At 33.3% G+C, this 11,448-nt stretch carries 12 protein-coding genes and 1 pseudogene; 7 read left to right on the forward strand and 6 right to left on the reverse strand.

Annotated elements, in window-relative coordinates; all coding sequences use genetic code 11:
- Positions 1–29: 29 nt before the first annotated feature.
- The 3 genes from BPMYX0001_RS27445 to BPMYX0001_RS27455 all read right to left on the reverse strand — a co-directional run bounded on the left by BPMYX0001_RS27445 (position 30) and on the right by BPMYX0001_RS27455 (position 2,929).
- Entirely contained in the window at positions 30–458 is a 429-nt protein-coding gene (locus BPMYX0001_RS27445) for an Imm44 family immunity protein (protein ID WP_033799482.1), read from the reverse strand.
- Positions 459–606: 148 nt separating this feature from the next.
- Positions 607–1,785 carry a macrolide family glycosyltransferase gene (locus BPMYX0001_RS27450; protein WP_006097443.1) on the reverse strand — a complete coding sequence of 393 codons (1,179 nt, stop codon included), beginning with the start codon at positions 1,783–1,785 and terminating at the stop codon, positions 607–609.
- Positions 1,786–2,071: 286 nt separating this feature from the next.
- A complete protein-coding gene (locus BPMYX0001_RS27455) occupies positions 2,072–2,929 on the reverse strand; it encodes an alpha/beta fold hydrolase (protein ID WP_006097444.1) in 858 nt (285 codons plus the stop codon).
- A gap of 410 nt (positions 2,930–3,339) precedes the next feature.
- On the opposite strand from BPMYX0001_RS27455, the gene BPMYX0001_RS27460 reads away from it, so the two are divergent.
- Positions 3,340–3,894, forward strand: a complete 555-nt coding sequence (locus tag BPMYX0001_RS27460; protein WP_006097445.1) for a hypothetical protein — start codon at positions 3,340–3,342, stop codon at positions 3,892–3,894.
- A 471-nt stretch (positions 3,895–4,365) separates the two neighbouring features.
- Positions 4,366–5,358 carry a beta-channel forming cytolysin gene (locus BPMYX0001_RS27465; protein ID WP_006097446.1) on the forward strand — a complete coding sequence of 331 codons (993 nt, stop codon included), beginning with the start codon at positions 4,366–4,368 and terminating at the stop codon, positions 5,356–5,358.
- A gap of 118 nt (positions 5,359–5,476) precedes the next feature.
- Here BPMYX0001_RS27465 and BPMYX0001_RS27470 read toward each other — a convergent pair whose 3' ends face one another.
- Both BPMYX0001_RS27470 and BPMYX0001_RS27475 read right to left on the reverse strand, forming a co-directional pair.
- The gene (locus BPMYX0001_RS27470; protein ID WP_006097447.1) at positions 5,477–6,685 is read right to left on the reverse strand and encodes a YhgE/Pip domain-containing protein; all 1,209 of its coding nucleotides are present in this window, start codon (positions 6,683–6,685) and stop codon (positions 5,477–5,479) included.
- A 63-nt stretch (positions 6,686–6,748) separates the two neighbouring features.
- Positions 6,749–7,333 carry a TetR/AcrR family transcriptional regulator gene (locus tag BPMYX0001_RS27475; RefSeq protein WP_006097448.1) on the reverse strand — a complete coding sequence of 195 codons (585 nt, stop codon included), beginning with the start codon at positions 7,331–7,333 and terminating at the stop codon, positions 6,749–6,751.
- A 340-nt stretch (positions 7,334–7,673) separates the two neighbouring features.
- On the opposite strand from BPMYX0001_RS27475, the gene BPMYX0001_RS34635 reads away from it, so the two are divergent.
- From BPMYX0001_RS34635 to BPMYX0001_RS34640, 5 genes and pseudogenes are all read left to right on the forward strand, one after another.
- Complete coding sequence (locus tag BPMYX0001_RS34635; RefSeq protein ID WP_018765182.1) at positions 7,674–7,802, forward strand: hypothetical protein; 129 nt, start codon at positions 7,674–7,676, stop codon at positions 7,800–7,802.
- 5 nt (positions 7,803–7,807) lie between these two features.
- Positions 7,808–7,891 (forward strand): annotated as a pseudogene (locus BPMYX0001_RS32845) (helix-turn-helix transcriptional regulator); the annotation flags it as partial.
- A 363-nt stretch (positions 7,892–8,254) separates the two neighbouring features.
- Positions 8,255–9,205 carry an ABC transporter ATP-binding protein gene (locus BPMYX0001_RS27480; protein ID WP_033799483.1) on the forward strand — a complete coding sequence of 317 codons (951 nt, stop codon included), beginning with the start codon at positions 8,255–8,257 and terminating at the stop codon, positions 9,203–9,205.
- Position 9,206: 1 nt separating this feature from the next.
- The gene (locus tag BPMYX0001_RS27485; protein ID WP_033799484.1) at positions 9,207–9,947 is read left to right on the forward strand and encodes an ABC transporter permease; all 741 of its coding nucleotides are present in this window, start codon (positions 9,207–9,209) and stop codon (positions 9,945–9,947) included.
- A 903-nt stretch (positions 9,948–10,850) separates the two neighbouring features.
- Complete coding sequence (locus tag BPMYX0001_RS34640; protein WP_257143714.1) at positions 10,851–10,982, forward strand: hypothetical protein; 132 nt, start codon at positions 10,851–10,853, stop codon at positions 10,980–10,982.
- 184 nt (positions 10,983–11,166) lie between these two features.
- Here BPMYX0001_RS34640 and BPMYX0001_RS33460 read toward each other — a convergent pair.
- Positions 11,167–11,448, reverse strand: a 282-nt coding sequence (locus tag BPMYX0001_RS33460) for a VOC family protein (RefSeq protein ID WP_033799486.1), incomplete at its 5' end; no start/stop codon positions are given.

Consider the following 11,448-nt stretch of genomic DNA (forward strand, 5'->3'; position numbering starts at 1 on the left):
GTCGTTATTGGAAGTAATTTGTAATTCGCTTACATATCAATATTATCAATTACGCCTTTTTCAACTTCAAACAAATTTAGAATGTCGTTCTCTAATCTTTCAGCATCAAAATCTTTCTTGGCCTTTGTTCCTAATATTCTTACACACTCAATGACATTTTTAACGATTAGCAATTTCTTTCTGGCACGATCGGCATTTAAAAACGTTTCAATATTAATTCTTAGTCTCATATCCGCTTCTTTGTTTTTTCTTTTGAAGAGTTTTCTTTCTTTGAAAAAGCTTGCGTCCTCAAGTTCTGGTATTATTTCAATAATAATTGGAATAATACTTATGCTTTCAATTTCATTACCATAGTGATTATTTTCAAGTTTTTTTAAGGTTTTTTCTACTTCTATTATTAACTTTACATCACTATATTTAACTGTCTTATCAACTTCACAAGTCATGAAAAAATCCATTGTATGTCCTCCAAAGTTAAATTCCCTTTTTATCTTTTTAATTCTATGTATATAGTATACATGTTTGGTTAACATAACGTCCTATTATCGGAAGTCAAACTAAAAAAGCCTTATTCAACTCGCATTGAATAAGGCTTTGTGTTTCTCTTCATTTTTTGTTTTGCACAAAAGCATCAATAGCTTCTATAGCTTTTTCTGCCCCGCCGCTTTTTTGAAAACTTTCATTAATTTTTTTGATACCCTCTTTATAGGTTTCGTTGGTCAGCACTTCTTTAACGGCATCCTTTAACGTTTCAGGTTTCAAATTATCCTTTAATACTCTGTAGCCGGCATTAAGCTCAGTCAGACGCTGCGCCACTGTAGGCTGGTCCTTGTCATGCGGGATAACAACCATTGGGATATTGAAGTGGATCGATTCATTCACGCTGTTCATACCGCCATGGGTAATAAAGACATCCGTGTGCTCGAGTACCTTTAATTGCGGTACATATGAAGAAATGATAAAGTGCTCGGGAGCTTCTTTAATTTTTGTCATATCTACTCTTTCACCGGCAGCGATGACAACTTTTCCTTTGAAATCAGAAAATGCATCAATACATGTATTAAAAAAGTCCTCTGTACGGTCAAGAACCGTCCCCATCGAAATATAAAGGACTTGTTCATCCTCTAATGCTTCAAAGGGAAAGCTACCCGTATAAGCCCTCTTTGGGAATGTCGGTCCGATAAAGATATTTGAATCATCGAATTTTTCGCTATTAGGCTGAAAATACCGGCTCGTAAATACAATCGTTAATTCCGCCGCATTATTCATAAACTGAGCCGAGCTCTCCGGCTCTACGCCATAACATTCTTTCATTTGTACCATTAACTTTTCAGCTTCTTCATCAGGTTTAAATCCGGATTCTGGAGATAAAGGCATGTTTTTAAGAAATTCTTTGGGAAACAAAAAGGATGCTGAAGAGCAAACTCCCGGAATTTGCAAGTAATCTCTCACTAGTTGCCCTGATCCAAATTTTTCATAAAATACAAAGTCAAAATCAATATCCTGAGATAACTGTTTTGTGATATCTAAAGCGTCCAATGAAGTTTGAATTTGAATTTTCAGAAAGGCATTTAAACCGGCATTTGAATACGGATCAATGGATGCTTTACTCAATAAATCAGGCTGAAGATGAACCGTTGCGCCAACTTTTTCTAAACGTTCTTTAAATTTTTCAGTTGTAATATAGTGAACACTGTCTCCTCTTTCCGCAAAAGCTTTTACAATGCCCAAAGTAGGATTGACATGCCCTTCTGCTGGAAAGTTAATCATTAAAATGTTTGCCATCCGAATAACACTCCTTGTCTCAATACTTGCAACATATTAACTCTCTTACTGCTTTCTCTTTGACTATTAAGGATACAAATAATCCCCCGCTGCTCTAGCCATTGATTCTACCTGCAAAACCAGTTCAGAAACCCCTTGAACCTTAAGCTTTATATTTCATCCCCCATTTATTAAATATTAATTAAATGATAACAAAAAAAGGAATTTTCAAATCATACTTAATAATGAAACTGATTCATACTTTAGACCTATTTTATTTATATAAAACCCGATATCGGAAGTAAATTTAAGTTATTTTTAGAGTAGGTATAGCTAGTATAAATTCCTGAATTGCGCGCCTGAATTCTTCTTTGTTTTCTAAATAAGGATGATGCTTATCTTCTAAAATAGCAACGGACATATTAGGAAAATTAAATTTTTTATAGTGATCTGGTCCAACAGCATCATCATACTTGCCACTAATTACAAGAGTTGGCATTGAAATTTCAGCTGTGATTTGAGTATAATCTTGAAAAAACTCAGGATCCGCATGTACATATTTACGAAAATCAGGGCGATGTTTAAGTTCTTTATCTAAGCTCTCTAAGACTTTAAGATTTTTTCTATCCGTGAACTGTAAATCATAATATTTTCCCATTTCTAGCAGTTTTTCAGCCATTGCAAAGAAGTCTTTATAGAAAGACTCGATTGACTCATAAGAATCCAAAACATTATCTTCTTCTAACCAGCTTCTTCCTACATTCATTTGATGCAGGTTTGACTCTCGCTTGTTTAGTGTACAATTAAGCAAGATTAAACTTAAGACACTGTCAGGGTATTGTTTGGCGTAGTTAGTAGCTAAAATACCACCAAATGAGTGTCCCATTACAATCCATTTATCTATCTTTAATTCTTGCCTTATTTCTTCAAGATCTAAAAGTAATCTTTTTAGTGAGTAATCTCCTTTCGGAGCGAGTGAAGAGCGACCACACCCCCGCTGATCAAGATAATGCATTTCCATAAAACTTTCTAAAATAGGGCCGCCTGTCTGTTCAAAAGAGTAACTCCAATAACCAGGACCTCCATGTAAGAAAACACAAGGTAAGCCTTGTCCATTTTTGCTTATATGTAAGGTAGTACCATCACTTGTCATTAAATTTTTCATTTTATGAATCCTCCTTAAAGTAAACTTTTCATTATTAATAGTTCGTGACTGTTCATTGGAAAACCTACCTTAAAAACCTGTATACCCTATACATGTAAGGTTAACATAATCCCTCTTATCCTTGTTCTATGGATCTATGCATCTTTTTATACATTCCTATTCTGGTGCGCCTTTTGGCTTCCCTATGTCTCCCTATGTCTCCCTATGTCTCCCTATTTTTCTCATAAAATCTTGTATAAATTACTAATTTAATCAGAGAAATGAAAGTAAACTTTTACATAAAAGTTTACTTTCAAATATATTTTATTTATTACTGTTTTTTTATCCCGTTTAATTTTCTTAATATTGCAAATTATAAAAATACAATTTGCAATTATTGTATAATTAAAAAATTTTGAAGGAGTGTTGATATGAAGATTAAAGGGGTATTAATGTCTTTACTAGTTTTTGTTATATTTTTAGGATTTTTTCCAATAGAGAAAGCAAGTGCATCCGTATCATCTGATTCAGTAAACGAAGTAGGAGATAGGATTGATACAAGTAAAAACTATTATATAGTTCCAGCAGATTTACCAACAAGAGGATTAATTTTCCGTCCGCTTCATAATTCTCCATTAAATGTACTAGTTAGTTCACATGGTAAAACAGTAGAAAACCCTTCCGGAACTCCTGTGAAATTACATTTTTCTGAAGAAAACAAGAAATATCGTATTGAGATGCCTACAAATTTCATTATAGGACGTCCTGTTTCTTATTGGTTCTATGCAAGCGGCAATAGTGTAAGTCTTAATTGGGAGAAAGATGCATCTTATTGGGATATAATTCCTGTAGAGGGAGGGTATACAATTCAAGCAGAGGGTGGATCTCTCTCTTATAAAGATGTTTTTTCGTCAATGAATGGTCCTCTTACAACGACCTATTTAGGTAAAGAAGAAGTTGTGTGGAAATTAGTACCTGCGTTTTAAATTTTGTATAAGTTTTAAGTATAACTTGTCTAAAAAATAATACATAAATAAAACAGTACAAGTCATTTTAATATGCGATTTGTGCTGTTTTGTATTTATTAAAACTCAAATCTAAGTAAAAAATAAAATAGATTTTGATTCATTTTTCTTAAATAAACCTATAATTCCATCTATAAAAAATAGTATTCCTACAACAAGAGAGTACCTATAAAAGATAATAAAAAACTATATGGAAAGACCGCATTTTGTATAAAAATATACCTTAAGTTGATGGATGTGTGGTGCTACCCCATAGCCATCAAGCTAAAATTTTAAAGTACCCCCTAAACGAGAATTTTATCTTTCCATGAAAATTAAATGTAATACTTTTGTTATATTTACGAAAGGAATTTGCAAGATATATAAATTAGTATTTGTTTATTGATATATAAATATTTCTATTAATCTTTATATGAAAGGAAAATAAAAAAAATGACCCAAAAGAAAAAAACTAAAACATTCGTACAAACTTTAGCATTGGCTACCACTATTGTTGGTGGATCTTTAGCATTTAACGCTTCATTTGTACACGCAGATGCTTTACCAAAAGTTGAAGATATAGGACAAGGCGCGAAAATTATGCATAGTCTAGATTCAACTTATAATGCTGACGCAAACATAAAAAATTCAATAAAAGTTTCATTTATTGATGATCCAAATACTGATAAAAAATATGCAATCGTTTTTACAGAAGGAAGTAATATTGCTTCAAGTTTTCTGCGTAGCCCTGAAACACCATCTGCAGCTTCGTTGACTTGGCCATCTGTTTTTAAAACAGGGTTAGAAATTACAAGTAATGACAATGCAAAATTTTATAAAGTTGCACCTAAAAATGAAATTGAATCAAAAACAGTATCTTCTACAGTTTCATACAATGTAGGCGGAGGTTTAGAGATTAAACCAGAAGGTCCATCATCATCTGCATCAGCCGGTGCATCTTGGTCTAATACTATATCATATGAACAACCAGACTATAAAACGTTTGTAACAAATAACACAGATAAAAAAGTAGATTGGAATGTAGAATTTAATCAATTTTATAATAAAGGATATGGACCTTATAATAGAGATTCGGGTGGTTTTTATGGTAATGAACTATTTATGAACTCACGTACCGATCCATTGATTAATGCGGGAGATAATTTCACATCAGACAGTCAACTTCCAGCTCTAGTAAGATATGGTTTTCAGCCAAGTACAATGGCAATTATAATTGCAGATAAAAATGCAACTACAACGGATTTATCTGTAAAACATGCTAGAGAAAACGATGTGTATCTCTTAACTTATAATCCTATAAAAGGTTGGACAGGAGAAAATCACAAAAATTCTACGTATGGCAACCATGGAACTATAGATAATTATAAACTTGATTGGAAAAACAATAAAATTATTCACCAAAGTTCTGGGCTACAATCGAATTAACAACAAATTTTTATCTATAATAGTTAAACCTATTCCAATACTGGAATAGGTTTTTTACTTAATATCTGAATGTAAACTTTTGAATATTAGTTTACTTTCAAAAGATATGTAGCATCATTTAATGAACAATACTATTTTTCCCTGTAGGTAGCCTGTTTGATTCAGTTTTAGTGTTTTTTTGCAGAACAATTCTTCCCATTGCTATAAAAATAGTAATAATTGAAATGAAAAGAAGAATATTCATATCATGTGATAGATCTGTCCCTCCAAAAATCACTGTATAATATCCATCAGATACATAAGTTGCAGGGAAATAAGAACCTACAATTTGATAAAAATCTGATAGCATCGCTTTTGGAACAATTACTCCAAAAGTAACTAATTGTAATGAAAGTGAAATAATATTAAACACCATACCAGCAGGACCAAATAGAACTACAAACATTTGTGTTACGCTTAAGAAAGAAAAGAAGACAAGAGTTTGGAACATCCATGTCTCAAACAAGTTTGTATTCAATTTAATATCAAACAAGGACATAAATAATATAGTGACAAAAGCTAAAATAACAGATGCGACAATATTAATAAATTGTCTTGTTAAAAATATAGACCATTTGCCGTGAATTGTTTTTAATTGCGTTGCAACAGTATTAAGATTTAAACTCATAATCATAGCACCAACCCATGATGCAAGAACTATCAATAATGGAAGCATGGTTGCTGCAAAACCCTCTGTATTGTTTGTTTTTTTGACAGATGATTGAACAGAATCAATGTTTAACGAATTCAAAACTTTTGTGACATTTGCTGATAACTTTTGAGCCAACTCTTCTGATGGTATCGTTGTACTTAGTTCTTTAGGTAGATTAGAAAGAATAAGTTTTTGTTTATAAGTATATACATTTTTATTAATTGTTTGCGTAATATCCTTTGTTGCTCCTGCCATGACCTGTTTTGTCAGAGATGAATTCGCTTGATTGATAAAATACTTAATCTCTGTATTATTCTTTTCTTTCAATAGACTTGAGAAATTCGCAGGAATTTGTATAACCATATCTAAATTGCGCTCATCCATATCTTCTTTGGCGTTTACTACAGAACCGTAGCTTTTAACTTTAAAAGGTAGATTTTTCTTTAAGTTTTTTTCAATGGTTGCTCCCATTTGCTCATCCTCATTGACTAATCCAATTTTTAATTGATCTACCCGATCAGTAACACCATCGTATGCAGTCATCCATACACAGAAGAAAATTAATAGAAAAGCAACCGCAGTTGCAATTCCAATAAAGGTTTCACGATATTTAAAGAAATTTTTTAAGGTTTTCATTTTTATGCTCCTTCTTTTTCTTATTGAAGCAAGTACTTACTTGCTTCGAGTGTGAAAAAAGAACTAGGGAGTTAACCCCCTAGAAAAAAGTTGAACACTATGCTTTAAAAACATCTCTTTTGAATTTAAAAGTATATCGTCACCAAAACGAGAATTAGAAAGAAAGTAACCGAAATTCATCCAAATAAAATTCATAGCCTGAGCTTCCATATCAATTTCAATGAGCTTCCCTCTTTTATTCATCTCAATAAAATACGAAACTAAACCTTCTTTTAATTGTTTAGGAATTAATGCAATCGTTTCATTAAGTTCTGGAAACATTTCAGCTTCTCTAAAACTAATCAAAATCAAATCCTTCATCTTTTCTATGTATGCATGATATCCCTCTGCAATATGTAACAAATCATGTTCAAGATCCCAAGTCATTTCTTCATGCATTAATTTATCTAGCGTTACATTTCGTGATAAGGATTCAATAGCTTTTTCCATAATCATCTTTTTGCTTCCGAAATTCCGAAAAATAGTTACTTCATTTACACCAGCTAGTTCTGAAATAGAACGAGTTGTTGTCCCCTTATATCCATAAATGCGGAATAATTCTAAGAAAGCCTCGATAATACGTTCTGATGTGTTTGTCATTTCATTCATATTTCATCCAACCTTCAACTAATCTTTGTTCAACTTTAAAACCCCGAAGCAAGTATTCACTTGCATTCATAGAGTAAATCAAAAATATAAAAAAGTCAATTTTTTCCCTTTAAAAAATATTCTACGTAAAAAAACTAGAATAACCGGTCTCTTTTTGTTATTCACCAATGTAAATTTTAGGGTAAAAGTTTACTTTCATGAATGATAAAAAGGTCTAATTATTTAAGGTTAATTTAAGGTGGATTTTATAGGTATTTTCAGTTTATATATTATAATTATGATATTAAGTTATATTTATAGAGTTGTTACAAAGTGAACTATATAAAAGGAGATGGGATAAGTGAAAACACATGAATTAATTACTGAGATACAAGATGGTTATAATAGTGATCCTAGTCAAGATGCTCAAGTTTTTATTTTATTTAGCCTTTTATTATTAGTATTTAAGTTTTTAAGACCGACAAATTAGTGTAATATAATCGTTCTTTGCAATTAACTCATGATATAGCAAAAATTTTAGAAACAACTATTGATGAAATATTTATATTTGAAGATTAGATAAACGAAAAAAGAGTCCTATTAATTTAGGACTTTTTTTCGTTTTGGGGTAATTCTGAATTCTTAAGTTGATGGCAATGGGTCACCATATCATTTCGGGAAAATTGTACGTTTAGACACATTTTCGACAAAACTATCTATTTTTTCTCTTTAAGAAATAGATAGTTTTTTTATTTCTATACATCAGTTGGATAGTGTTTGTTGCCTAGACTTTGATTGAAAACATAATACTCATTACACCTTACAACATTGTAAGGCAAATGTAAGAATAATACATGTCTTCTTTAAAACATAATAGCTAAACTAACAATATATGGATCAACTTGAGATTACATTTGGGACTAATTGTAAGGAGTGGGACAATTGAAAACGGTATTATCGGTGCAACACCTAACGAAAGAAATCAAGGGCAAGTTGATTGTGCAAGACATATCGTTCGATGTGGTAGAGGGAGAGATTATTGGACTACTTGGTGCGAACGGAGCGGGCAAGACAACCACGATGAAGATGATAGTTGGTCTAAGCACAATAAGTGCCGGGGACGTGCATATTGCAGGTTACAGTATTAAGAGTCAGTTTTCTAAAGCACTCTTCAATGTAGGGGCAGTGATTGAAGCGCCTGCTTTCTATCCTTATTTGAGTGGGTACGAAAATTTACGTCAATATCAGCGTTTGCACAAAAATGTGAGCAAGGATTGGTTGCTGGAGGTAGCCAGTCTGACCGGGATAGAACATGCGCTTAAGCAGCGAGTAGGCACGTACTCCATGGGAATGAAACAACGCTTGGGAATTGCACAAGCACTACTGCGAAAGCCAAAGTTGCTTGTGTTAGATGAGCCGATGAATGCACTTGATCCTGCTGGTGTCCGTGAAACCCGGAACTATTTAAATAGAATTGCAGCAGATTTGGGCGTAGCAATTGTGATCTCCAGTCATCAACTGTCTGAGATTGAGCAGATGGCACGCCGAGTGGTTATTATGCAAAATGGCTGCTTAGTGACAGAGCAGCGGATTGATGATGGGTTAAATGATGGAGAATTCTGTATTACTCTTCACATTGATAATATTGAGCTTACAAGCGAAGTTTTGATTAACTTGTTTGGGGATGATCATCATGCGTTGGGTTATATGCAGACAGAGAAATTATCTAACGGTTTGCATACTATGACAGTAGCTATTGATGAAGGTCAAGTTCCAAAGCTGATTCGATCATTGTGTGATGCCGGGGTGGAAGTTCATCGGGTGTTGTCGGCACATACGAGTTTAGAGGATAAGTTTTTAAAATGGACAACTGCGCGCGGTGAGGTGAGTTAAGTTGTTATGGAATGAATGTTTGAAGATAGTGAATAAAAGAATCTTTATTCTTTCACACATTGGTTTTATTGTGATGACGGTACTGTTCTCTTGGGCATACACCAGTAATCTCAAGGCTGATGATACGGTGGCTCAAATGGTAAATGCTTTGCTTGGCCTATCGGGAATGCTTGTTATTCTACCTTGGGCGATTGTTTTGTCACCTCTTATTTGGACGGATGAGTATCAATATGGTACTCTGAAACAACTGTTTCTGCATACGTCCTCGCGCTCAAGGTTGTATGTTGCAAAAATTGCTGCGATGATTTTGCTCATCATTACGGGTGTTGTTAATATATTCATTGTTTCTTTGTTAGTGAATCTTCTGATGGCTCCAAAAAACATACAATGGGGCGACATGACGGATGTTATATACTCTATCGGAGCAATCGTATTGCAATGTTGCCTATATGCAAGTCTAGCATCCTTGATTGGCGTGTGGACGAGATCAGCTGCTATCGCAGTAGGCAGTAGCTTAGTGCTATACTTTTTACAAATGATATTTGGAGGTAGTCTCTTATCTACATCATGGACACACATTCTATTCATTCATCATGATGATTTAAGTGTTTATTGGAGCACGTCACAATATAAATCGGAATTAGTTGGCTTACCTATGTCGTTAGCGATAGATATCGCCTATATTTTGTTTTTCTTTGCAATTGGATTATGGTTGTTCGTCAAAGAGAGAGGAGCAGACTAAACATAACACCGAGCTAAGAATGAGCAAATTAGGATACAGTTATGTCGCTTATGCCGATACTCGGGATAACGGTATGGAAGACAAAATAATGAATGTGAAACTGAAAGTAGCCAATAATGATAAGTGACAATTGATTACGCTAGTCCAATAAACCAGCAGCAGTCTAGGACTTTATTTTTTATGTCAAAGACTACCGCTGGTTTTACATTAAAGTCAGTCTAACATTTTATATTTTTCGGAAAGAAACAATAAAATCAGCATCTGCCTTCCGTGCCTACATGCTCGTAAACTAGAATTTGAAGCTTACTTTAAACATAGACGACGTATGTGCCATCGCCACAGGGTGCCGTTCGTTTTGAGGCAGATCCAGGCAAGCAGACTCATGTGCATCAACTGTAAAAGAAGATGATTTGTGTATTCGAGATTTGGGCTATTTGGAGTCACACGACTGAAAAAAGAAAATTATACGTTAAGGAATTTTCTTACATTTTCAATTAATAGATGAACCAAGCCCTTGTGTAGCAATAGAACAGGATAACGCAACAAGCATTAGCGGACATTAGAAATGATAAAAATGTACTTTTTATTTGAAAATGGCTTAATTTTAGATACATTTTCATTCTTATGAAGCAAAAAAATAGAATTTCTGTACAAAACATAAAATTATGTCTAAAAGTACAGAGAATCGGTTATTTTTTGTCTAAAATATGTCTAAACGTACAATTTTCTTTTTTTGATATGGTGACCCCTTTTAGAGAAGGGATCAATGTATGTAAAGCTTATGGTATACCTACAAATAAAATATTTCCGTCTAAATTCTTTAACTTTCCCCTTTTTATAGTTTCACATTTAATACAGAAAATGTTTTTATCGGAGAATACTATAGAAATGGTGGAAAATCATATGAAAGAAGGCTTATCAGAATGGGTATATGGATATAACGAAGTTTTGAAAGAAGGCTTAAAAAAGGAAATATCTATGCCTGTTTGGGCTTCATATGAACCATATATTCAGTCATGGCTAAAAAAATCCTAAAAACGTTGTAAATCCGCATTTTCCTAATGCTCCCCCATAGCCATTAAGCTAAAATTTGATAGTACCCCCAAAATGAAATTTTGTGCTAACTTGTAACAAAAAAAGCTCATTTTTTCATTTTGGGGTAATTCAGAATTCTTAAGTTGATGGACATGTGGTGCTACCCCATTTTATAGATACAATTTCATTCATTTTTTTGGTGTTCCGCATCCCATTCACTTAAATAGGATGCATATTCTAATTCATCTGGATTATCATGTAACATAGAAATAAATTCTAATTTATTTCCATCACAGTCCAGAAAGTATACACTTGCAGCGGGCATCCATCTTTGGACAATTGGCTCTTGATTTCCTTTTCCCTGACTTCCTATCACTTCTATTCCACGCTTTTCTAACCACAATTTAGAAGTCTTTAAAAACTCTAGATCTACACCAAAAGCAAAGTGTTTCGTCTCAAAGTCTTC

It is taken from the genome of Bacillus pseudomycoides DSM 12442 (assembly GCF_000161455.1).
Lineage (GTDB): Bacteria > Bacillota > Bacilli > Bacillales > Bacillaceae_G > Bacillus_A > Bacillus_A pseudomycoides.

Excerpts from the sequence above, each read along its gene's own strand:
- BPMYX0001_RS27450 (WP_006097443.1), bottom strand. The coding sequence starts at position 1,785 with ATGGCAAACATTTTAATGATTAACTTTCCAGCAGAAGGGCATGTCAAT.
- BPMYX0001_RS34640 (WP_257143714.1), top strand. The coding sequence starts at position 10,851 with ATGAAAGAAGGCTTATCAGAATGGGTATATGGATATAACGAAGTTTTG.
- BPMYX0001_RS27475 (WP_006097448.1), bottom strand. The coding sequence starts at position 7,333 with ATGAATGAAATGACAAACACATCAGAACGTATTATCGAGGCTTTCTTA.
- BPMYX0001_RS27470 (WP_006097447.1), bottom strand. The coding sequence starts at position 6,685 with ATGAAAACCTTAAAAAATTTCTTTAAATATCGTGAAACCTTTATTGGA.
- BPMYX0001_RS27445 (WP_033799482.1), bottom strand. The coding sequence starts at position 458 with ATGGATTTTTTCATGACTTGTGAAGTTGATAAGACAGTTAAATATAGT.
- BPMYX0001_RS27455 (WP_006097444.1), bottom strand. The coding sequence starts at position 2,929 with ATGAAAAATTTAATGACAAGTGATGGTACTACCTTACATATAAGCAAA.
- BPMYX0001_RS27465 (WP_006097446.1), top strand. The coding sequence starts at position 4,366 with ATGACCCAAAAGAAAAAAACTAAAACATTCGTACAAACTTTAGCATTG.
- BPMYX0001_RS27460 (WP_006097445.1), top strand. The coding sequence starts at position 3,340 with ATGAAGATTAAAGGGGTATTAATGTCTTTACTAGTTTTTGTTATATTT.